This is a genomic window from Leisingera sp. ANG-M7, assembly GCF_000813965.1.
Lineage (GTDB): Bacteria > Pseudomonadota > Alphaproteobacteria > Rhodobacterales > Rhodobacteraceae > Leisingera.
The window spans coordinates 313828-331538 of sequence record NZ_JWLI01000001.1; the positions used below are offsets into that span (position 1 = coordinate 313828).

The 17711-nt window shown below is 59.1% G+C and carries 34 protein-coding genes and 1 tRNA gene; 23 read left to right on the forward strand and 12 right to left on the reverse strand.

Annotated features, from left to right (window positions below; genetic code table 11):
• Nucleotides 1-245 precede the first annotated feature (245 nt).
• The 7 genes from RA26_RS01585 to RA26_RS01610 all read right to left on the reverse strand — a co-directional run bounded on the left by RA26_RS01585 (nucleotide 246) and on the right by RA26_RS01610 (nucleotide 3229).
• Entirely contained in the window at nucleotides 246-680 is a 435-nt protein-coding gene (locus RA26_RS01585) for a hypothetical protein (protein ID WP_039178836.1), read from the reverse strand.
• The gene (locus RA26_RS22570; RefSeq protein WP_206540420.1) at nucleotides 677-958 is read right to left on the reverse strand and encodes a hypothetical protein; all 282 of its coding nucleotides are present in this window, start codon (nucleotides 956-958) and stop codon (nucleotides 677-679) included. The genes RA26_RS01585 and RA26_RS22570 overlap by 4 nt, the downstream gene beginning before the upstream one ends.
• Nucleotides 959-1190: 232 nt before the next feature.
• Entirely contained in the window at nucleotides 1191-1685 is a 495-nt protein-coding gene (locus tag RA26_RS01595; protein WP_039178841.1) for a hypothetical protein, read from the reverse strand.
• Nucleotides 1685-1969, reverse strand: a complete 285-nt coding sequence (locus tag RA26_RS01600; RefSeq protein WP_039178843.1) for a hypothetical protein — start codon at nucleotides 1967-1969, stop codon at nucleotides 1685-1687. Before RA26_RS01600 ends, RA26_RS01595 begins: the two co-directional genes overlap by 1 nt.
• The gene (locus RA26_RS22895) at nucleotides 1966-2103 is read right to left on the reverse strand and encodes a hypothetical protein (RefSeq protein ID WP_193747572.1); all 138 of its coding nucleotides are present in this window, start codon (nucleotides 2101-2103) and stop codon (nucleotides 1966-1968) included. Before RA26_RS22895 ends, RA26_RS01600 begins: the two co-directional genes overlap by 4 nt.
• On the reverse strand, nucleotides 2100-2948 hold the full coding sequence (locus tag RA26_RS01605) for a DUF6551 family protein (protein ID WP_039178846.1): 849 nt from the start codon (nucleotides 2946-2948) through the stop codon (nucleotides 2100-2102). The genes RA26_RS22895 and RA26_RS01605 overlap by 4 nt, the downstream gene beginning before the upstream one ends.
• Complete coding sequence (locus RA26_RS01610; RefSeq protein ID WP_039178849.1) at nucleotides 2945-3229, reverse strand: hypothetical protein; 285 nt, start codon at nucleotides 3227-3229, stop codon at nucleotides 2945-2947. The genes RA26_RS01605 and RA26_RS01610 overlap by 4 nt, the downstream gene beginning before the upstream one ends.
• Nucleotides 3230-3312: 83 nt before the next feature.
• Between RA26_RS01610 and RA26_RS01615 the strand changes: the two genes are divergently transcribed.
• Both RA26_RS01615 and RA26_RS01620 read left to right on the forward strand, forming a co-directional pair.
• Nucleotides 3313-3714, forward strand: a complete 402-nt coding sequence (locus tag RA26_RS01615; protein WP_152612539.1) for a Rap1a/Tai family immunity protein — start codon at nucleotides 3313-3315, stop codon at nucleotides 3712-3714.
• A 109-nt stretch (nucleotides 3715-3823) separates the two neighbouring features.
• Nucleotides 3824-4108, forward strand: coding sequence for a hypothetical protein (locus tag RA26_RS01620; protein ID WP_039178854.1), 285 nt, complete (start codon nucleotides 3824-3826; stop codon nucleotides 4106-4108).
• Here the strand turns inward: RA26_RS01620 and RA26_RS01625 are convergent, their stop codons facing one another.
• A complete protein-coding gene (locus tag RA26_RS01625; RefSeq protein ID WP_039178857.1) occupies nucleotides 4109-4417 on the reverse strand; it encodes a hypothetical protein in 309 nt (102 codons plus the stop codon).
• Between the two features lie 89 nt (nucleotides 4418-4506).
• On the opposite strand from RA26_RS01625, the gene RA26_RS01630 reads away from it, so the two are divergent.
• A complete protein-coding gene (locus RA26_RS01630; protein ID WP_039178860.1) occupies nucleotides 4507-4821 on the forward strand; it encodes a helix-turn-helix domain-containing protein in 315 nt (104 codons plus the stop codon).
• A gap of 183 nt (nucleotides 4822-5004) precedes the next feature.
• Nucleotides 5005-5691 (forward strand): helix-turn-helix domain-containing protein, encoded by a 687-nt coding sequence (locus RA26_RS22280; protein WP_082015732.1) that lies wholly within the window; start codon nucleotides 5005-5007, stop codon nucleotides 5689-5691.
• Here the strand turns inward: RA26_RS22280 and RA26_RS01635 are convergent.
• Entirely contained in the window at nucleotides 5634-6314 is a 681-nt protein-coding gene (locus RA26_RS01635) for a hypothetical protein (RefSeq protein WP_152612540.1), read from the reverse strand. The two genes, RA26_RS22280 and RA26_RS01635, sit on opposite strands and share 58 nt — an antisense overlap.
• Before the next feature lie 174 nt (nucleotides 6315-6488).
• Here RA26_RS01635 and RA26_RS01640 point away from each other — a divergent pair, with 174 nt between their 5' ends.
• From RA26_RS01640 to RA26_RS01725, 19 genes are all read left to right on the forward strand, one after another.
• The gene (locus RA26_RS01640; RefSeq protein WP_039178869.1) at nucleotides 6489-6860 is read left to right on the forward strand and encodes a hypothetical protein; all 372 of its coding nucleotides are present in this window, start codon (nucleotides 6489-6491) and stop codon (nucleotides 6858-6860) included.
• 5 nt (nucleotides 6861-6865) lie between these two features.
• Complete coding sequence (locus RA26_RS01645) at nucleotides 6866-7324, forward strand: hypothetical protein (RefSeq protein WP_152612541.1); 459 nt, start codon at nucleotides 6866-6868, stop codon at nucleotides 7322-7324.
• Nucleotides 7321-7500: a hypothetical protein gene (locus RA26_RS01650; RefSeq protein WP_039178872.1), complete on the forward strand. Its 180-nt coding sequence runs from the start codon at nucleotides 7321-7323 to the stop codon at nucleotides 7498-7500. The genes RA26_RS01645 and RA26_RS01650 overlap by 4 nt, the downstream gene beginning before the upstream one ends.
• 5 nt (nucleotides 7501-7505) lie before the next feature.
• Nucleotides 7506-7922 (forward strand): hypothetical protein, encoded by a 417-nt coding sequence (locus tag RA26_RS21985; protein ID WP_052272273.1) that lies wholly within the window; start codon nucleotides 7506-7508, stop codon nucleotides 7920-7922.
• Nucleotides 7919-8221: a hypothetical protein gene (locus RA26_RS01660; RefSeq protein ID WP_039178875.1), complete on the forward strand. Its 303-nt coding sequence runs from the start codon at nucleotides 7919-7921 to the stop codon at nucleotides 8219-8221. Before RA26_RS21985 ends, RA26_RS01660 begins: the two co-directional genes overlap by 4 nt.
• Nucleotides 8222-8232: 11 nt before the next feature.
• Nucleotides 8233-8454, forward strand: coding sequence for a hypothetical protein (locus tag RA26_RS01665; protein WP_039178878.1), 222 nt, complete (start codon nucleotides 8233-8235; stop codon nucleotides 8452-8454).
• Between the two features lie 25 nt (nucleotides 8455-8479).
• Nucleotides 8480-8896, forward strand: a complete 417-nt coding sequence (locus RA26_RS22575) for a hypothetical protein (protein ID WP_152612542.1) — start codon at nucleotides 8480-8482, stop codon at nucleotides 8894-8896.
• A gap of 114 nt (nucleotides 8897-9010) precedes the next feature.
• Nucleotides 9011-9742, forward strand: a complete 732-nt coding sequence (locus RA26_RS21990; protein ID WP_052272274.1) for an ERF family protein — start codon at nucleotides 9011-9013, stop codon at nucleotides 9740-9742.
• The gene (locus RA26_RS01680) at nucleotides 9739-10347 is read left to right on the forward strand and encodes a lambda exonuclease family protein (RefSeq protein WP_039178884.1); all 609 of its coding nucleotides are present in this window, start codon (nucleotides 9739-9741) and stop codon (nucleotides 10345-10347) included. The genes RA26_RS21990 and RA26_RS01680 overlap by 4 nt, the downstream gene beginning before the upstream one ends.
• Complete coding sequence (locus RA26_RS01685) at nucleotides 10347-10529, forward strand: hypothetical protein (RefSeq protein ID WP_039178888.1); 183 nt, start codon at nucleotides 10347-10349, stop codon at nucleotides 10527-10529. The genes RA26_RS01680 and RA26_RS01685 overlap by 1 nt, the downstream gene beginning before the upstream one ends.
• A complete protein-coding gene (locus tag RA26_RS01690) occupies nucleotides 10529-10918 on the forward strand; it encodes a recombination protein NinB (RefSeq protein ID WP_039178891.1) in 390 nt (129 codons plus the stop codon). The genes RA26_RS01685 and RA26_RS01690 overlap by 1 nt, the downstream gene beginning before the upstream one ends.
• On the forward strand, nucleotides 10915-11256 hold the full coding sequence (locus RA26_RS01695) for a DUF968 domain-containing protein (protein ID WP_039178893.1): 342 nt from the start codon (nucleotides 10915-10917) through the stop codon (nucleotides 11254-11256). The genes RA26_RS01690 and RA26_RS01695 overlap by 4 nt, the downstream gene beginning before the upstream one ends.
• Nucleotides 11257-11385: 129 nt before the next feature.
• Entirely contained in the window at nucleotides 11386-11937 is a 552-nt protein-coding gene (locus tag RA26_RS01700; protein ID WP_039178897.1) for a hypothetical protein, read from the forward strand.
• Nucleotides 11938-12091: 154 nt separating this feature from the next.
• A complete protein-coding gene (locus RA26_RS01705) occupies nucleotides 12092-12541 on the forward strand; it encodes a hypothetical protein (protein ID WP_039178900.1) in 450 nt (149 codons plus the stop codon).
• Nucleotides 12541-12813: a hypothetical protein gene (locus tag RA26_RS01710; RefSeq protein ID WP_039178903.1), complete on the forward strand. Its 273-nt coding sequence runs from the start codon at nucleotides 12541-12543 to the stop codon at nucleotides 12811-12813. Before RA26_RS01705 ends, RA26_RS01710 begins: the two co-directional genes overlap by 1 nt.
• Nucleotides 12806-13477, forward strand: a complete 672-nt coding sequence (locus tag RA26_RS01715) for a Lar family restriction alleviation protein (RefSeq protein ID WP_039178906.1) — start codon at nucleotides 12806-12808, stop codon at nucleotides 13475-13477. Before RA26_RS01710 ends, RA26_RS01715 begins: the two co-directional genes overlap by 8 nt.
• 295 nt (nucleotides 13478-13772) lie before the next feature.
• Entirely contained in the window at nucleotides 13773-14177 is a 405-nt protein-coding gene (locus RA26_RS01720; protein ID WP_039178907.1) for a hypothetical protein, read from the forward strand.
• Nucleotides 14178-14180: 3 nt separating this feature from the next.
• On the forward strand, nucleotides 14181-14465 hold the full coding sequence (locus RA26_RS23395; RefSeq protein ID WP_152612544.1) for a helix-turn-helix domain-containing protein: 285 nt from the start codon (nucleotides 14181-14183) through the stop codon (nucleotides 14463-14465).
• The gene (locus RA26_RS01725; protein WP_446720171.1) at nucleotides 14351-15352 is read left to right on the forward strand and encodes a tyrosine-type recombinase/integrase; all 1002 of its coding nucleotides are present in this window, start codon (nucleotides 14351-14353) and stop codon (nucleotides 15350-15352) included. Before RA26_RS23395 ends, RA26_RS01725 begins: the two co-directional genes overlap by 115 nt.
• 53 nt (nucleotides 15353-15405) lie before the next feature.
• Here RA26_RS01725 and RA26_RS01730 read toward each other — a convergent pair.
• The 3 genes from RA26_RS01730 to RA26_RS01740 form a co-directional block, all read right to left on the reverse strand.
• Nucleotides 15406-15481: transfer RNA gene (locus tag RA26_RS01730), tRNA-Val, on the reverse strand.
• Between the two features lie 75 nt (nucleotides 15482-15556).
• On the reverse strand, nucleotides 15557-16126 hold the full coding sequence (locus tag RA26_RS01735) for a histidine phosphatase family protein (RefSeq protein WP_039179930.1): 570 nt from the start codon (nucleotides 16124-16126) through the stop codon (nucleotides 15557-15559).
• A gap of 684 nt (nucleotides 16127-16810) precedes the next feature.
• Nucleotides 16811-17707 carry a hypothetical protein gene (locus tag RA26_RS01740; RefSeq protein WP_039178911.1) on the reverse strand — a complete coding sequence of 299 codons (897 nt, stop codon included), beginning with the start codon at nucleotides 17705-17707 and terminating at the stop codon, nucleotides 16811-16813.
• Between the last annotated feature and the right edge of the window lie 4 nt (nucleotides 17708-17711).

Sequence of the window (17711 nt, forward strand, 5' to 3'; positions counted from 1 at the left end):
GTCTCTCTGGCCCCTATAGCTGGTGGGATTTAGTAGGCACGCTTCTCTGCCGGGCCAGACGGGGCCGCTTCGGCAAGGGTCGGGTCACTTCCCCGGATCTTCCCCATTGGTTTCGCCCAACGGTCAAAGGCGGCAACGGTGCGGCGGTTTCTTTGCGATGTGCCCGGGTATCCGGTCTGCTCCAAAGAGTTTCGCCATTCTCAGCAATCCGACCGCTGCCCGGAGCGCTGAGCTATAGGGTCAAGTCATTCCGCAGCCTCCAGCACGTCCAAATGCACGTCCTCACCGGCCTGGATGGCTCCTTGCGCCTTCCATTCCCGATAGAGGGATTTGGCGAACTCAGCCTCTTTCTGGCTGGGCGTGTCGCCTTCCTTGACCAGCTTCATGAAGGATTTGCCGAACCCATGAGCGTCGGAACCTTCGAGGGTTCGCAGGACGTGAAACCACCAGCGGGCGGCCTCCTCCAGTTCCGGGTCTTTCAGGCCGGGGAAACGGCTTGCCGGTGCTGGTACGTCATGCGGGTAATTCGATACCTTGCTGAGGAAGTTCTGGCGCTCGAAGGCTGGCAGTTTCTGCCACAGGGCAAAGAACAGCTTTTTGACAAGCACCTGTTCCTCGCCGCTGGTGCGCGCCAGGCCGATGCCCTCTGCGTATTGCAGGATGCGCAGCTTCGCGTTCATGCCAGCCCCTTCTTCTTGAGCCAGGCCGCGAAACTCATCCGCGACCGCGGGGCCATACCCTCAACAGCCACAACCGCCGCCGCCATCAGCTCGTTCTGCGATGCGCCGGCAGCCCACATGCGGGCCGTTGACAGAACCTCTGCCTTGTCCTCGGGGTCTAGGGGTGGCAGAAACTCCCAACCGCATTCCAGAGCGCTCTTGGCTGTGTCAAAGGCCGTGTCTCCGGGCATGGCGCGCAGGGCCGCCCATGCGACAGAGGCAAGCTCCTCCTCTGTCAACTTGCGGCTCAAAGTTGGACTTGCTGCAAGCCACGCATCACGATTATCCTCGATCAGGCAGCACAGAATTGCCTTCGCCGCGTCTTTCCGGCGCGCCATATCGCCCGCCAGCTTCTGAGACACAGCGCCAACAGGCTTCCATGTTCCCGCTTCATCCCCATTGCGTTCAGGAGGGGCTGCTTTACTATCGTCATAAGCCATTCTCGCGTTCTCCATTTGCTACGCGTGACGGTCAGGCCTGCTCCGGTGTGTCCGCACCGTTGCGGGCCGTTTCATTGATGGGGTTCAGGTCTTCTGCCGCACACGATGCGTTGAAGCGCTCGACAAGAAGCCGGATCTCCTCTGCGCGAGACTGAATGCCGCCTGGAATGCTTGTTGCGGTGACAATACACGTTCCTGACAGGACATCTGGGCATCGCATGTACGTTCCGCCCATCAGCCAGCGGTCGTCCGGGGTGGCCCCCATCTGATGCAGAAGGTCGTGTAGAGCCTTCAGCCGGTTGTCACTGTCGCCCAAGTGGTTCTCTGGCATCCGAACATCGGTCCAGTACCATGTCTCCGCGGTCAGAGGCTTGTATCCGGACTTGGCGCGCGCCTCATTCATGCGCCAGCCGGCTTCCTCGAACCATGCGGCGCACTGTGGGGTCTTGCGCTTGTTTTTCCCGCCGCCCTGGTAGAGGCGGTTGACTGACGGCGGCAAAGGCAATGTCAGAGTAAAACTTGCCATCACGCTTCCCCCTCTGCCTCGCAGCGCGCATCTGTTACGATGGCGTTGAGGACGTCGATAATGGAGCATTTGGAGGCCCAAGCCTGCGTCTGCAGCCAGGCTCTGTTTTCGTCGCTGAGAAGCTGCGGCGCCCCGGCTTTTCCGAACTTGATGCTGTGCTGGCTTGCAACCGTCCGAACGGTTTTCGGGCTGCTGCCAGAGGCGGCGGCGATCTCAAACGCTGACCGGTTCGGATTGGCCGCCAACTCAGCCAGGATAGCGTCTGTTATGGGGCGGCGGCTCATGACTTGCCTCCCTTGTTCCGCATCGGGAAAGGGATGCGCTTCCAGATCTCTGCCGCGCGGGCCGGGTCGTTCTTCTCCAGATATTCCGACAGTTCACGAAGGCGGCGGGCTAGGGCTTTGTTTGCGGCGCTCATGCGGCCACCTTGTCCCGAAGGCCCTTGTTGTAGAGGCGGAGAATTGACGCCGTTCCATGTCGCGCCAATTGCCCGCCCTGAAGCTTCACAAGCTGCTTGCAATCGTCTTTGAGGCTTTCAAAATCAATCTCAGGCAGGACGTTCGCCAGCCGGTCAAGGTCTGCCTCAGCGTCCACGAGCTTTGCCACCGCCATCGACACCGCCTCCACCGCAAAAGCTGTCAGGAGATTGGTCTGTTCCGGCTGCGCCTCCCGGAGCATTTCAAGAGCAGTGAAGGTAAGGCCACGGCCAATGATCTTGACCAGCTTTTCCAGCTTGCTAACCGCGCGGGTCTGATGCGGCGCAAGTGAACAACCAGCGGCCACGTCCGCGCTGATACCCAGTTCGTCCATGATTTCCTGCGCAGTGACCGCAGCTTCATCACCAGCGGCAACACGGGCGCGGAACTTGTCGATGCTGGCAACCGTGGTCCTGTTCACGTTTACGCCGACAAACGCCATGGCCTGATCAGTCACATCGGCTTTGAATGCTACCGCTGGGACAACCGCCGCACCCGCCGCCCATGCCATGATGGAGCGGTGCTGGCCGTCGATGCAGGCGTACTGATCATCTCCAACGGGAACTACAGAGATTACTCCGAATTTCCGCCAGTCGAACGCCTTGAGCGCACGCTTGATGCGAGCCTTGCCAGCATCTGAGACGCGCCGTTGGTAGGTGCGATCGATCACAATTTGATTGGGGCGCAACCAAAGGAATTCCAGTGTGTCGGACGGATTGTCTGCGCATGTGGTGCGGGCCAGCCCCAGACCTTCGGCAACTTCGGCGATTGGATCGAACCCGCTCATTCCCCTGCCTCCCCGTTCAGGGCGGTGCGGTCCAAGGTCGATGCGGCATGTTCACGAAGCACCCCGGGGTCTCCGTACGTCATGACCCGGCGGGCGTCGCTGATATCTTCCAGACCGGCCCGCAGCACAGCCTCCCGCGCCCGTGCCGCCTCCTTGGTCGCTTCCATTTCGTGGTTCAGGCGGTCGATCTGCTCCTGCGCCAGCTCCAGAAGGATCTCGCTGTCGTCAATGCGGTCGCACTGTTTCAGATGGTCGGTGATCTGCTGGGATAGGTCGGTCATTGGGGCGCTCCTGTCGGCTTGGCGCTTGACTCCGCGGACGGATTGCGCGCCATGATTGAGGGAGTTGAATTGGAGGATTTGCTTTGAAGCGATTGATTGCGGCCGCCCTGATCACCGCGTGTTCCAGCGCAGCCCATGCCAACAATCTGACCGGGAACGACTTGCACCGGATGTGCAACCAGCACGAGGGAAGCGATCTGCTCAATAGTGCCTGTGCCTTTTGGGTGATCGGTGCCTGGGAAGGCATGAAGTGGGGCGCCGCCAGCGTGCTTTTTGTTGCGAACGAAGGAGGCAGTGCCGCGCAGATCAATCAGGACGTCAACTTGATCCTCGGAACCTGTGCGCCGGAAAGCGCCACGTGGGAACAGCAAACTGACGTGTTCGCCAAGTACCTTGCCGACCACCCGGAGACACGACACGACAGCGCTAGAAGCCTGTTGCTGGCATCCGGACGTGAGGCATTTCCCTGCGGCGGCACGAACTAGCATCAACCTTCCCCCATCTTACGGATGGCGGCCTCAGAGCTTGACTCGGGCGCACGCAGCAATTGAAATTGCGGCAGATGACACGCGCGCATTTCAGGAGCCTGTTTTGATGCTGAGAAAGATTGCCCTCGCCCTGCCCGTTCTGATGCTGGCTGGCTGCGAAGAACCGAAACCGAGTCCCGGCGATGCGCGGCTGATCCAAGCCTGTGAGGCCGGTGATACGAACGCCTGCATTGCTTATGAACAGATCCGGGCGCAACGCATAGCGGCTGTGTCTGCGTACCTCGGGGCGCGGCAACCTGTGCAGCTTCAGCACACGCCAATGCCAGTATCGACACCGGTGCGGACAAACTGCACGACGACGCTTGGGCAAACGAACTGCACGACGTATTGATCATGCTGCGCCCTTTTTCGTTTTTTTGACGCGGGGTTGACCATCGCTGGCAGCGTGACCACATCGGTCATCATGAATAGAACGCGCCGCCATCAAATCGTGCCAGCTCAAGGGGATATTCCGCTTGCTGGCTCCAGCGAGGATGGCGAGGTCATACTTGCCGTCAATCGAACCGCGCTGATGCCAGCGGTGAATGGCGACAATTTCAATTTGATCGCTCAAGGACAGGCTCTCGTTGACATCGTCAAGGAGAGCCTTCCTGCTTGGCCACTTATCAATGATGGCTTGAGTGAGGTGCTTTTTGCTCATGCCTCACACTATAATGACCATTTCGGTCATTCGTCAACTCACCTGAATGGTTATTGAACATGAACACTTTGGTCATGATAGATTGCGTCATGAGCACGAGCACCGACGCACAACAGCAAAAATCCAAATTTGCACAGGAAATGCGCCCCGAGAGAATCGGGCAGCGCCTAAAATGGCTCCGCCTCGCACTGGGCTTTCAGCCGGCGGAAATGGCTGACTTCCTCGGCATAGAGCGCACCTACTGGTCGCGGATCGAGGGCGGCAAGCGCGCCACCTCCAAAGAACTTGCCGCTATCATCAAAGAACGGTGCAATGTGACGATGGACTACATCATCGTTGGTGAGCTGGGCGGCTTGCCGCTGGACTTGGCAAACAAGATCACGAAGATCGCCAACCAGGACTGATTGAAGTAGACCTCATCGACAGATTGCCCTGATTTCAGCGCCGCCCGCGCAGCGAAAAAGAGCTTCAAGTTCCAGACCCAGTACAGCACTTATCTTCCCAATCACATTCAACCTATGGACGACATGAGCGCACAGCCAACACCACCTGTCAAAAGCACTTTTCGCCTGTCGTAAATTTTCAACATGAGCAGCAAGAACGAGGCAACAAGACTGATACTGTGGCTAGAGGCGCAAGTCGAGAGCCGCCGTGCAGAGCTTGGATTAAGCCTTGGCGAGGCGTCAATTAAGGCTGGCAACAGTCGAGGATACTTGTCCCGTCTCTTCAGAGACAAGAACGATATTGGCATTGCCCGCTTCCACAGGATCTGTGACGCCCTCGGGATTTCAACGTCTGAGCGGACATCTGCTCTGGCAAGGAACGATTTCCCCAGCCTGGATGAAATCACAGAACTTGTCGCACGCGGCGCAACCGAGGATGAGATACGCGCGTTTGAGGATCACATCTTGGTATATGCGGAGCCAGACGATAGCGACAGCACTCTGCGATTGGTCCACATGGGCAGCAAAAGCTTGGCTGCGCAGGTGATATCGACACGATCACCATCGGTTCTTCAACGGGCCGTGGACGCCTTCCCAGATGCGTCACGCAAAAAATTGCTGGCCTCCTACCGAGTTGCCGCCAAGGGCGCGTGCATCATTACGATAGAACGCCTGTCAGCTCACCTGCACGGGCAGCCTGGGGTCGATGAACTGGTGTACAAACGGCTGCTATTCCCTATCGCCTCTTTCGATGGCGCCCCCGGCGTCGGGATCTACGCTATCCCGGTGTCCAACTCAGCCAAGTTCATCACGTCATCCATCGAAGAATAACAGCACGCCTCATGATCCCCCCTTGTTTCAGGCACTGGAGCTGACCACACTTGAGCGCGAGGGATGCAGGACATAAGCCCGAGTTGGAACCCGAACCCCCGGCGCAAATCCCGATCCTTGAGAAATGCATAAAACTGATTGGCGCGCCACGTTATCGCGGCATGGTACAATGCTGCCCGGCCAAAGTCCTCCACAGCATTCAACTTCCTCAATTCGGGGCTGAAGAATAGATCGCCGAAATAGACCACATCACCCGACAACCGGCCGTCAACCAAGCTGGATACTTCCTTGATGGTTGCAACGTCATTTGCGCCAGGATACTGCCGCTGGTGGATGCGCTTCCAGTAGTCGGACACCCTCTCCCTGCCCAAGCGCTCCAACTTGACGCCAGCCGCTCCAAGCATCTTCCCTGAACCGCTGATCGTCACCCAGAAACACCCCTCAAATGTGAAGTCGTTTTTCTCCGGGGAGAGCGTGGGCGTAAGGTACGGCTTCCCAATCTCCAACAGTTTTTCCGCAACAGATTGGTAGTCGTGGGTCACACGGACAGTGCAGCCCTTTGCCTTCAGGCCGGACAGCCTGTGCGAGAGCGCGGCGGATAGAATGAATGCTTGCTCCGACATCAATACCTCGAACAATTCATGACAAATGCCGCCTCGCCTTATAGCTGATTAACGACATTCTGCGAGCACCTTGAATCCGCTGCGGCACACGTGAATGTCCATTTTGGTCATTTTTCCGGTTGACTGTGACCATTTTGGTCACTACATTGGTTCTCAAGCAAAGGGAGAACCGAGATGCACGGACGAGCCTTCAAGGAAATCGAACTGACGGATCGCAAGGGCGAGGACTTCGAGGGTTCCGCCGAGTTCTGCTGGACCGCCAGCAAAATCCAGGCTGACCGCGAGACCAGCGAACCGGGCGGCTGGGAGGCTTACGCTTCCATCGCCTTCGCTGTGATCGACGGTGTTCTCCATGACCGTGACGCTCTGTGCCGGCGCTTCGACAAGTCCGAGGTGACCCGCGTGGAGGCATACTTCGAGGAGGAAGCCTTCCGCGAGGAACTGGACGAGTTCGACACGATCTATGACGACGACGGCGCTGCGTTCGACGCTGCTGCGATGATCCGAGCCGCTGATCCTGTCCTTCATTCTATGGCTGCGGAGTAAGAGCGATGACCGCCAATAACGCTATCGATTTTGAGCACTCCGGCCTCCCCTGCCGGGTATTGAAAACATCAATGGGTCACTACTGTGGATACGTTGGAGTTCCTGAAGGCCACCCGTGGCATGGGAAATGCTACAGCGACAAGGTTACCGTTCCAAAGGAAGTCATTAACCGTCCGATCGACGTTGATAAGATCGGTGTAATCAACCTGTTTTGCGCTGCAATGACCTCTGACGAGGTAGCGGACGGGACTCTGGATATCGTCCTTGCAGTCGATGTGCATGGCGGCCTGACCTACGCCAGCAACTATGCGCCGGGCGGCGAGAGTAAACCCGGACACTGGTGGTTCGGATATGACTGCGCCCACGCTGGTGACCACCCCTCTGTGCAAGACGACGTTTACTGCATAGGCGAGTGCCGCAGCCTTGCCGACCAGCTTTTGAAGGTGTCGGAGTCAAGCGCATGACCTCCCCCGTCTATGACCTTGGCCGCACCATCCAGCGCCTTCGCAGCGAATGGGCAGAGGCCAGCAAGCACCCGGCAGAGAGAGCGGCTGAGGAAATCAACGCCACCCTCGACCAGATCCAAACCGAATACGAAAGCGGCGACCGCACTCTGGGCGGATCGCTGGCAGCGGAGTGAACGATATGACCAGCATCTTCGACCAGATCAAAGCGGACCGTGAAGTTGGTACGAAGGGCGACTTCGGTACAGTCACAGACCACGAATGGAGCCTCGATACCGAGGGTGAGAATTCCTATTACGTGATCGGCCCGAATAACCGGCCTCTTGCTGTTGTTGCGGTTGAGCAAGCCTTTGGAATGGACCGCGTTAACGAAGCGGATATGCGCCGATTTTGCCGACTGCCTCAGTTGGAGCGCATCGCTCTGGCGGCGGAGGGCAACGATATTGCCTTCATGGAAATCAAGGATGCTGCCCTTCGCGTGATCCAAGAAATCCACATTGGCCCAGACGGTGAAGGCGAAGACCTGATCCAGACCCTCGAGGCTATCTGCGAGGATTGCGACACCCAGACGGAAGCACATCGGGAGGCCCGCAAATGACCCTCACCACCACACCCACGTCAGCGCGCCCTCCCCGCGCTGTCTCCTCCCCGGCGGCTGGTCAGGCCACCACTAACGGGCAGTGCCGCCGGGGAACGGATGATCCAGACAACCGGGGCCGCAGCGCCAAAGTGTTCGAGGACTTCAACGAAGATCACATGCAGGAGGACCTTGGGCACGCGGTGTTCCTCACGATCCTGGCTCTGGCCTTCATCGTGGTGGCCTGCACCTTCATCGCCGCCCCGTACGTGCTGCGTCTCCTGTTCGCCCTGTTCGATGTGATGGGCCTCTCTCTGTGAAAGGACACGACATGAAACTTACTGCCCTTGCCGCTCTGATCCTCGTTGCCGCCGCTTGCTCTCCGCAGGTTCGCGTTGACCGGGCATCTGCTGAATGCGCCACCCTTGGCTATGCCGCCGGCACCTCTGAATACGCCGGTTGTGTGGAGCGCGGATACCGCGCCGCCAAGCAGGGCGACAGTTCCACCGCATCCACCCTGACCAGCCTGCTGATGGTGCTGGCTGTTCTTTGAAACCGAAACCCTGAAAGGAAACTGCGTGGGTTGTGATATTCACATCGTCCTTGAACGCCGCCGCAACGGGCAGGCCAAGTGGATCGGAGAGTACTGCTCTGACAACTACAATGCTGTGGGGCGTAATCTTAGAGCCAGTCACCGTGATTATGGATTCTTCGGTCGTCTCGCGCATGTTCGACACCACCCAGAAGATGGCCCCCGACATTTACCCAAAAATCTGCCGCGAGACGTGAGCGATTTGGCTTGGGATCAGTACATGCGCTGCCCGACTGATTATCACAACCCATCGCACCTCAGTGTGTCCGACTTCTGTGAGGCCTACCTGGCCGAGAACCCCAATGACCCGAGCGTCCGGGCCGAACACGCAGCCTATGATCTGCTTGGCGTCGATAGAGAAGAAGACTGCGAATATCGCGTGGTCTTCTGGTTCGACAACTGACCAGATTTCTCCCCGGGCACCACGTCCCCCAGTTGGTGCCCGAACCTCACCCCGGCGGGGAAACCAACTTTCCTCCTGGCGACCTTGCCGGGGTGCTTTTGAAAGGAGCGAGACATGAACCAAGTTGCACACGTTGAGCCGCAGGAGGCCGCGCTGCCCGCCGACCCTATGGTCTGCATGATCGAGCGGGTTGTGATGAACCCAGATCTGCCAATGGAGAGGGTGCAGGCCATGTTCGACCTGCGCGAGCGCCAGCTTGCGAAAGAGGCAGAGCAGGCTTTCAACGCAGCTTTCGCCGCGGCAATGGCGGAAATGCCCGATATCCCCAAGAGCGGAGAGAACAAGCACCTCAAGCGCAAATACTCCACGCTGGACGACCTGATCCGCACCGCGCGCCCGGTTCTCGCAAAGCACGGCCTTTCCTTGAACTGGCAGCCAGAAATCAGCGGAGACCAAATCTCTATGCGCGCCATCGTGCGGCACTCGCTGGGTCACTCGATTGAGGCCATCGACACCGCACCGCGGGACAAGAGCGGCAGCATGAACCACATCCAGGGCGGCGGGTCCACTCAGACCTATCTCAAGCGCTTCACCGGCTTTGCCATTCTGGGCCTGTCCAGCGGCGACGAGACTGACGACGACGGCCAAGCTGCGGGCCGCGGCGAGCCTATCAACGCTGGCCAATACGACGAACTGTGCCAGTTGATCAAGGAAGCGGGCATCACCGAGGAAATCGTCTGCACCGCCGAGAAGCTGAGCGCCCTGCATGACTTGCCTGCGCAGCACTTTTCCCGCGTAGCGGGCCGACTGCGGCAGACCATCAAAGACCGGAGCGCACAGAAATGACCCAGCAAGGAACGGATGAGTGGCACGATCTGCGCCTTGGCAAAGTCACGGCCTCCAAAGTCAACGACGCCATGATGGATGCCAGCAAGGCGGGCTATCAGAACTACCGCGCGCAGCTTGTCTGTGAGCGTCTGACTGGGCGCCCCACTGAGACATTCAAGAGCGCGGCGATGGATCAGGGCAACGAGACTGAACCGCAGGCCCGCGCCATGTACACCATGACCACCGGCCAGATGGTGCAGGAGGTGGCGTTTGTCGATCACCCAGAGATAAGCATGGCCGGTGCATCGCCTGACGGCCTGGTGGGGAAAACTGGTCTTGTCGAGATCAAATGCCCGCAGCCGACAGAGCATATCCGCGTCATGATGGGCGGGGCGATCAAGAAGGCCTACCGCGAGCAGATGCAGTGGCAGATGGCCTGCACGGGCCGCGAGTGGTGCGACTTCGTGTCGTTCTGCCCGGACCTGCCTGACGATCTGGCTCTGCACATCGTGAGGATCGATGCCGACGGCAAGGCGATCCGGGAAATGGAATCCGACGTCCGGGCCTTCTTGGCAGATGTGGAAATCATGATTGCCAAGCTCACCGGTAAGGAGGCCGCCTGATGACCTGCTCCAAACTCGACGCCGCCGTGCAGGACTATTTCGCCCGCGAGGCAGCCGCCAGCAAGACACCTCAAGGCCAAGACTGCATCGCCCTGTGGGAAGCGGTAGCCCGTGAACACAAGGTGGAGTTCGATGTTCTGCAAGAGGCGGTTATCTCCGCCGGAATGCCGAGGGCGGGTTGATGGCTGGGCAGACCGTAATCCTTGCCGGCCCGAGCCAGCGCCGTTTTGCGCATGACCTGATTGAGCGCGCGCCGATCAATGCTGTTCTCAGCGTGAAGAAGGCTAAGCGCACCGTCGATCAAAACGCGAAGATGTGGTCGATGCTATCCGACATTTCCCGCGCCGCGCCCGAGGGCCGACAGTGGACAACTGACACATGGAAAGCGGCATTCATGCACGCCCTGGGTCACGAGATCCTATGGCAGCCCGGCTTGAACGGCCAGCCCTTCCCGGCAGGGTTCCGCACCTCACGCCTGGACAAGGAGCAGATGGCTGACCTGATCACCTTCATTCAGGAGTACGGCGACCGCCACGGCGTGCGCTGGACCGCACCGGAGGACGCGCTGTGAACATCGCCAACCGCGGCCCGCTCGGCTTGAAGAAGCCCAAGGCCAAGAAGGACTCCGAATACCTGCGCAAGGTCCGCGCCATGCCGTGCTGCATTTGCGAGTCCTACGGCTACACCCAGATTTCTTCGACCACGGCGCACCATCCTATCTGTGAACGCCACGGCGGGGAGAAGGTGCCGGATCACGAGGCTATCCCCCTCTGTGACGGCCACCATCAGGGGGACTTTGACACCTCCAAGATTGCCATTCACCGCGACCGCGCCTTGTGGGTGGAGTGGTACGGCTCTGACCGTGACTGGATCGCGCCGACGCAAGACAGGATCAACGCTGCGCCCTGACAGCAACCGGGCGGCTGAGCCAGAAGCGGGCGTATCCCGCGCCTGCCAATTATACCGCCCCGCTCAGCCTCGTATTCCCGCAACAGTACCCCGGTTGCTTTCAAGACGCAGTGAACAAGGAGAGAGACGATGGGCAGAGAAATTCGCAGAGTTCCAGAGAACTGGGATCATCCGATTGTTGATCGCAACTATGGCCGCGAAGGCCCCCAGCCGATGTTTGACAAGACCTATCAGGAGGCTTGTGCAGACTGGCTGGCCGAATTTGACCGTGTTCGCTCCGGCGGTATGGAGGGCTATGAGCGTGACTGCTACGAGAACGAGTGCCACTGGGCGAGCGAGAACGTAGCCCCGGCGCCAGAGTACTATCGGCCTTGGCAGTCCGAAGATGCGACATGGTTCCAAGTCTGGGAGACCGTCAGCGAGGGCACGCCGGTTTCACCACCATTCGAGACGCAAGAGGAGCTGATTCACTACCTCGCTGAGCACGGGGATTTCTGGGATCAGGAGCGTTGCAAGAAACCGAATTGGACAACGCTGTGGGGTGGCACTCCGGGTGTTTCGGGTTGGGGTAAAGAGCAGGCCGAACGCTTTGTTCGCGGCCCAGGCTGGGCGCCATCAATGGTTGTCGAGAATGGACGCGTGCTGAGCGGCGTCGAAGCTGTCACTCAAGACCCAGCTTGATCTAAGGCAGCCCCATGCCCGACCCCTTAACCCCTCTCCGCAAGGCTCCACACGTCCCTATCCAATGGGGAGACAGCAACCCGTTGGCGCGGTTTTCGGATGAGGAACTGGCCGCAGAACTGAAGCGGCGGAAAGAGCAGCGGAAGGAAGAGGAATGAGCATCGACACCAGCACCGCCGCCGTAGAGGCCCGCTGCCAGCACCTTGATCACGTCGCCCATGACCGGGAATGCCCGGATGCCGCGCTGATGCGGGCGCTGGTGGCCGAGCGGGATGCGGCATCAAAGCGCGCCTACGATCTAGCCTATGCCATTGCCGGTGGTGAAGACGCCCACGGGCTGCTTGACAGCATTGCCGCTGAAGACTTGGCAGTCATGATCCGAGAGGAGCGCGCCGTATCTCAGGATCAATGGGACTACGCCCACGCTGCCGGGCGCAAGGAGGCGCTGGAGGAGGCGAAGACAGCGGTCCGCGAAGCCTGCATCGCTCCTGACGGCTCCTATGACATGCGGACAGAGGGCGCGATTGCCCGGGCCGAGGCTGCGACGGTTGAGGTTGCCTGCGAAGCTATCGACGCCGTCCAGCACCAGAGGGAGGAAGGCTGATGCGGAGCAGTAAGCAAGAAGTTAGAAACCCGGTTTTGGCACTTCCGTCGTCTCAAAAACTGGCTGCCCTCGACCCTGAGACCAAATCTCTATTCTCCGACATTTTGAAAGAAATCTCAGCTGATGCGCGCTGCCGGGCGGAGACGTCCTGGAAGAAGCACAAAGGGCCGATGGCGGCTTATTGGAAGGCCGTCGCCGTCTATGCCCGTCATTGCTCCGTAGCAATCCGCAAGACACCCACAGAAAATGGGAAGGACTCCCCCAATGACTGATCAACCCGAACTGTTGCCATGTCCGTTTTGCGACGAGTTACCGAAATGGGGCTTTGATGCTGATCCGGAAATACGTTTGCACTATGTCAATTGCAGCAATCTTGATTGCCCTGTTGGCCCGGATGTTTGCGCCGAGAATGAAGCGAATGCCATTGCCGCCTGGAACGCCCGCCCCGCCCCTGTTGCGGAAGTGAAGCCTCTGGCGGTGGATATTCTTGAAATGAAGCTTTCGGGCGGACGTCTAGAACATTGGGTACGCATCAAATGCGGGAACCGCACTTATGACGTCCGAAATTACCCGGGGGAATATCGCAACCGAGCCCTATACGAGCGCGACGGACTGCGGCACGTACTTCTTGGCGAACCCAAGCCGGACCTGATGAGCGACGAGTATGCAGACCACCTCGCCCACTCCCCGCAGGAACCGACCGTAGAGCAGGCGGCAGGCTGGCAGCCGATTGAAACCGCGCCGAAGGGCGGCCTTATAGATATTTGGCTGTCGGATGGCGTGCGCTGGTGTGACTGCTACCACGACAGGATAACAGATACATGGAGAACTAGCAGGCCGTCAGGCCGCCTGCTGTCCATACAGTCTAAATTTGTCACTCACTGGATGCACCGTCCGGAGCCGCCCGCCGGAGGTTCCGACCATGAAAACAAGTAACCATCACCATGAGTTGAAAGACGGTAAGGGGAAATGCTCTGTCCCGATGTGGTGCGGCGGCATTCCCGCAGGTTTTTGCGATCATGACGCCTTTGGTGAGCAAACAATCGAGTATCTGTCTAGGTTCCCGAAATGGGACAGATACCGGCAGCCGGCTTATGCCCCCGGACTGGCGTGCCCAATGCACGGCGGCCCTAAGTGCCCCGGCATTGAAATCGAGCCAGGAGTTTTTAGCGGATGCAACCAATCGGGCGGAGACTGCCCGACGTGCGGAAAGTAGCAGGAGGTTCCGACCATGACTGAAAAATGTGTCTCGTGCGGGCAGCCCGCCACCCACAACTGCATGGCCGATTGCGGCATGAGCCTGTGCGGTTCGCCACTGTGCGACGACTGCCACCACGTTCATGTTGGAGGGGTGTGGGGCTGGGATCACCAGCGCCGGAAGGGCGCAAAGCAGCCAAAGGGGCACGCCGCTCCTGACAACAAGTACACCTGCCCCCGCTGCGGCGGCACTGGTGAGGAGCGGGAGGCTGTGCCTGCGGATCAGGTGGGGGCGCCGGAACGGATTTGGGCTTACATTGATGAAGACAGCGACGGCCTCTACATCGAATGCCTCTCAGAAGACCCATTTTCACCTGATGACGCGGGAACCGAATACCTCCTCCCCGCCATGCCCGCCACGAGAACAGGAAAGGAGTAAGCGATGGAACCTGCACGACCATTTTCAGCCGACACCCTAGCAGAACGCTGGGGATGCTCAGCCGAAAGCGTCCGGCAACTGGCGCGCCAAGGCGCAATCAGATATTTCCGTGTCGGGAAGATGTACCGCTTCCCCAAATCCGCTGTTGAGGAATTCGAATGTCAAACATCAGGATCGGACGCCTCCGCGGCGGCCTCTGCGTCTACTGGGACGACCCGGACACCGGCAAGCGAAAGCGGTATCAGCTTGACTCACGCTCCAGAAAGGAAGCGGAAGCCGAGGCAATAGACGTATTCCGGCGGGAGACCTTCAAGGCCACCCCTAAGGGTGCTGATGTGCAGCAGATCTGGGACGCTTACATCGCCGACCTGGGAGACAAGCCCACTGCAAAGACGATGGGATATACCGGAAAGGCGATCTTGCCGCACTTCGGCCCGTTCCTCCCTCAGGACATAGACAAGGCCCTGTGCCAGGCCTACGAGCGGGACCGCAAGGCCGAGGGCAAGAAGCAGGGAACCATCTGGACGGAACTAGGCCACCTGCAAAGCGCTCTGAACTTCGGCAAGAAGGTCCGCATGATCGAGGGGGGGACGCCCCATATCTGGCGGCCGGCCAAGCCTGACAGCGACAAACGCATCCTGAACGCCGGGGAGATCCGCGCGCTCATCAGCGCGGCGCACGACCCGCACATTCGGCTTGCCCTTATCCTGCTTCTCAGCACCGCTGCCCGCGTTGGCGCCGTGCTGGACCTGACCTGGGACCGGATTGACCTCGAGCGCGGCGTAATCAACCTGCGCCGGGAAGATGGTGCAACACGCAAGGGCCGGGCTGTGGTACCGATGAACGCCAGCACCCGCGCCGCTCTGCAGACCGCGAACGACATGGCGATGAGCGACTACGTGGTGGAATATGCCGGAGGCCCGGTCAAGAGCATCCGCAAGGGTGTGTCCAACGCTATCGAGCGTTCCAAGATCGGTCACGTGACCATCCACGAGCTTCGTCACACCGCCGCGGTGCACCTGCTGGGCGCCGGCATCCCAATCGAGAAGGTTTCGCAGTACCTGGGCCACAGCAACGTGCAGATCACGTTCAAGACCTACGCCCGATTCCTGCCTGATCAGATGCAGGATGCCGCTGAAGTGCTGGATTTCATGAACTTCAGGAAAGCGAACTAGGTTCACGGAACCGGGGCGCGCTTCGTAAAACCCATGATCAAGTCAGGAAAATATGGTGGGTCGTGAGAGGCTCGAACTCCCGACATCTTCGGTGTAAACGAAGCGCTCTACCAACTGAGCTAACGACCCGATGAGCGGGGATTTAGACAATGCCGCCTGACAGCGCAAGGGGGCAATGCAGATTTTTTTGCCAGCCCGGGCCGCTTATTCCAGAACTGTTTCCATCCCGTTTTCCAGCACATAGACACAGCCCTGCCCGTTCGGCAGCGCCGCCATCTGGTCGCGGCTCAGCCCGCAGACGATGCCCCGCATCACCTGCCCCAAGAGGCCATGCGCCACAACCACCGACGGGCCGGTCAGCGACTGCATGAAATCGAGGATACGGGCATGGAAACTGCCATACCCCTCTCCGCCCGGCGCCTCGCAGAACAGGTCAAGATTTCGCGGATTGGCGCCGTGGATATCCGGGTACTCCGCTGCGACCTCCTCCAGCGTCATCCCCTGAAAAGCCCCGGCATAGGCCTCTGCCAGCCGCGCATCGGTCACAAAGGGCGCTCCGCCAAGGGCAATATCAGCGGTTTGCTGCGCCCGCCCCAGGGGTGAAGCATAGCAGGTCGGGTTCTGCATCAGGACCGGCACCATCAGTGCTGCCTGACGCCGGGCGTGTTCAACTCCCAGCACGCTCAGCGGGGATTCCAGCTGCCCCTGGATGCGGTGCTCGGCATTCCATTCGGTCTGCCCATGCCGCAGCAGCCAGATTTTGGGAAATTGCATGATCTGCTCCCTGCCCGGTTGTTCAGGCAATTGGTAGCGCCGCAGTGCCGCCAGCGGAACCCCGGAAAGCAAAAAGGCGCTCAACCTTTTCAGGGAGCGCCTTTTAGAATGATGGTGGGTGATAAGAGATTTGAAGTCTCAAACACGCACGCTAACCTATTGATTTATATAGGTCGAAAAACAACCCCGCTTTGGATCATGTACCAGTGCACTGCACTTGGGTCAACTTGCCAAGCGCCTGCAGCGTTCACCGTAGAAACCTTGGGCCTAAAGTTGAATTGCGAAGCAGCCCGGAGGCTGCCCCACTGTAATCGGAGGAAGTCGCTAAGCATCTGCATTTTGGAACCGCTCAAAGTCAAAGCAAAGCAGGCAGTCACCGACCCGACCCGTAAGAGAGCGATATGAGCGGGTCGTGTTCGGTGTGCAATAGGCGAAAATCTCGCCTGCCAGCCGGGGCGAAAAGATAGCGTCCACACTCAAGCGCCAGAATTTCATGATCAATTTCTCCGTCAGATTTATCAGTTCTGCGGGAGTATCTAAGCGTCTGCACTTGTGGGAAAAAACCACATGTGAGTGCTATTGCAACCTCCCGCAGAAAGCACGGATGCAACGCTGATTGCAAGCCGAAATCGACGGACAAGGCTGTGCCAATGGCACACTCCAAGGGTGGCACACCCGCAAACCTCAGAAGTCCACCATCTCGTCTTCATCCTCGTCGGTGCCCGCCAAGTAATCAGTGATGTCTTCGACCATCTTGGGCGAATAGACCTCCAGGGCTGCCAAGAACATTAGTGGAGCCTTGATAGGTATCACGCCGAACTGCCTTCTCAGCCGGTCAGCCCATTCCTTTTCGGTGAGCCTACGTTTCTCCTCATCGGCGTCCATATCCGGTATCTCTCCTGTTTCCTTTTCTCTCCGCATTACCTCCGCCCAGGTCATCCCCATGGCTTCCCCGAGAGGAACCCCTTCCACCTCCACTAACTCCCTGAGTGCCTGCCGCATTCGGATGATTGAGCGCTTGGACGTGAGGCCCAGGGCTGCCAATTCAGCCTGTGTGCTCGCCCATGTTCCATCCTGCCAACTCATGCAAACCCTGCACCACATGGCATTGCTGCGCTCGGTGGGTGTAAGCGGGGCTGCTGCCTTCTTGTTGGCAAGGGCGGAGAAATCCCAAGCCTCAATGGGTGTTCCCTCGAAGACCCTAACGGGAACCTTGAAGGTTCTCAGGTTCGCATCCACCTCATCAGCGAACAACTGATACGCTTCGAGCCGATAGTGACCGTCAAGAACGATCCAGCGTTTTCCGCAGCGCCATACGGTCACCGCGTCCAGCCGGTTCTCAGGCTCCCGTTTGATTGCCGCAACAAGCTCCCTGATGTGAAACTCCAGAGCGTACCGGGTCTCGCTATCATCTTCCCTGTGCTGGAACACGGCAGGTTCCGTCCTGATTTCCAGGAGTGGCAGCGACCTGTGCCGCTTGACAGGTCCGCCCTCAGCAGCCGCAAATTCCGCTTGGACACGCGCAAAGGCGTCCTGTCTGGTTTCCGATGCGTTGGGCATCGTTATGGTATCATTGTTCATTGTA

Bases quoted from the DNA above. Each gene is read 5' to 3' on its own strand.
- RA26_RS01585 (WP_039178836.1), bottom strand. From the start codon at position 680: ATGAACGCGAAGCTGCGCATCCTGCAATACGCAGAGGGCATCGGCCTG.
- RA26_RS01595 (WP_039178841.1), bottom strand. From the start codon at position 1,685: ATGGCAAGTTTTACTCTGACATTGCCTTTGCCGCCGTCAGTCAACCGC.
- RA26_RS01600 (WP_039178843.1), bottom strand. From the start codon at position 1,969: ATGAGCCGCCGCCCCATAACAGACGCTATCCTGGCTGAGTTGGCGGCC.
- RA26_RS22895 (WP_193747572.1), bottom strand. From the start codon at position 2,103: ATGAGCGCCGCAAACAAAGCCCTAGCCCGCCGCCTTCGTGAACTGTCG.
- RA26_RS01605 (WP_039178846.1), bottom strand. From the start codon at position 2,948: ATGAGCGGGTTCGATCCAATCGCCGAAGTTGCCGAAGGTCTGGGGCTG.
- RA26_RS01610 (WP_039178849.1), bottom strand. From the start codon at position 3,229: ATGACCGACCTATCCCAGCAGATCACCGACCATCTGAAACAGTGCGAC.
- RA26_RS01620 (WP_039178854.1), top strand. From the start codon at position 3,824: ATGCTGAGAAAGATTGCCCTCGCCCTGCCCGTTCTGATGCTGGCTGGC.
- RA26_RS01625 (WP_039178857.1), bottom strand. From the start codon at position 4,417: ATGAGCAAAAAGCACCTCACTCAAGCCATCATTGATAAGTGGCCAAGC.
- RA26_RS01630 (WP_039178860.1), top strand. From the start codon at position 4,507: ATGAGCACGAGCACCGACGCACAACAGCAAAAATCCAAATTTGCACAG.
- RA26_RS22280 (WP_082015732.1), top strand. From the start codon at position 5,005: ATGAGCAGCAAGAACGAGGCAACAAGACTGATACTGTGGCTAGAGGCG.
- RA26_RS01635 (WP_152612540.1), bottom strand. From the start codon at position 6,314: ATGTCGGAGCAAGCATTCATTCTATCCGCCGCGCTCTCGCACAGGCTG.
- RA26_RS01640 (WP_039178869.1), top strand. From the start codon at position 6,489: ATGCACGGACGAGCCTTCAAGGAAATCGAACTGACGGATCGCAAGGGC.
- RA26_RS01645 (WP_152612541.1), top strand. From the start codon at position 6,866: ATGACCGCCAATAACGCTATCGATTTTGAGCACTCCGGCCTCCCCTGC.
- RA26_RS01650 (WP_039178872.1), top strand. From the start codon at position 7,321: ATGACCTCCCCCGTCTATGACCTTGGCCGCACCATCCAGCGCCTTCGC.
- RA26_RS21985 (WP_052272273.1), top strand. From the start codon at position 7,506: ATGACCAGCATCTTCGACCAGATCAAAGCGGACCGTGAAGTTGGTACG.
- RA26_RS01660 (WP_039178875.1), top strand. From the start codon at position 7,919: ATGACCCTCACCACCACACCCACGTCAGCGCGCCCTCCCCGCGCTGTC.
- RA26_RS01665 (WP_039178878.1), top strand. From the start codon at position 8,233: ATGAAACTTACTGCCCTTGCCGCTCTGATCCTCGTTGCCGCCGCTTGC.
- RA26_RS21990 (WP_052272274.1), top strand. From the start codon at position 9,011: ATGAACCAAGTTGCACACGTTGAGCCGCAGGAGGCCGCGCTGCCCGCC.
- RA26_RS01680 (WP_039178884.1), top strand. From the start codon at position 9,739: ATGACCCAGCAAGGAACGGATGAGTGGCACGATCTGCGCCTTGGCAAA.
- RA26_RS01685 (WP_039178888.1), top strand. From the start codon at position 10,347: ATGACCTGCTCCAAACTCGACGCCGCCGTGCAGGACTATTTCGCCCGC.
- RA26_RS01690 (WP_039178891.1), top strand. From the start codon at position 10,529: ATGGCTGGGCAGACCGTAATCCTTGCCGGCCCGAGCCAGCGCCGTTTT.
- RA26_RS01700 (WP_039178897.1), top strand. From the start codon at position 11,386: ATGGGCAGAGAAATTCGCAGAGTTCCAGAGAACTGGGATCATCCGATT.
- RA26_RS01705 (WP_039178900.1), top strand. From the start codon at position 12,092: ATGAGCATCGACACCAGCACCGCCGCCGTAGAGGCCCGCTGCCAGCAC.
- RA26_RS01710 (WP_039178903.1), top strand. From the start codon at position 12,541: ATGCGGAGCAGTAAGCAAGAAGTTAGAAACCCGGTTTTGGCACTTCCG.
- RA26_RS01715 (WP_039178906.1), top strand. From the start codon at position 12,806: ATGACTGATCAACCCGAACTGTTGCCATGTCCGTTTTGCGACGAGTTA.
- RA26_RS01720 (WP_039178907.1), top strand. From the start codon at position 13,773: ATGACTGAAAAATGTGTCTCGTGCGGGCAGCCCGCCACCCACAACTGC.
- RA26_RS23395 (WP_152612544.1), top strand. From the start codon at position 14,181: ATGGAACCTGCACGACCATTTTCAGCCGACACCCTAGCAGAACGCTGG.
- RA26_RS01735 (WP_039179930.1), bottom strand. From the start codon at position 16,126: ATGCAATTTCCCAAAATCTGGCTGCTGCGGCATGGGCAGACCGAATGG.
- RA26_RS01740 (WP_039178911.1), bottom strand. From the start codon at position 17,707: ATGAACAATGATACCATAACGATGCCCAACGCATCGGAAACCAGACAG.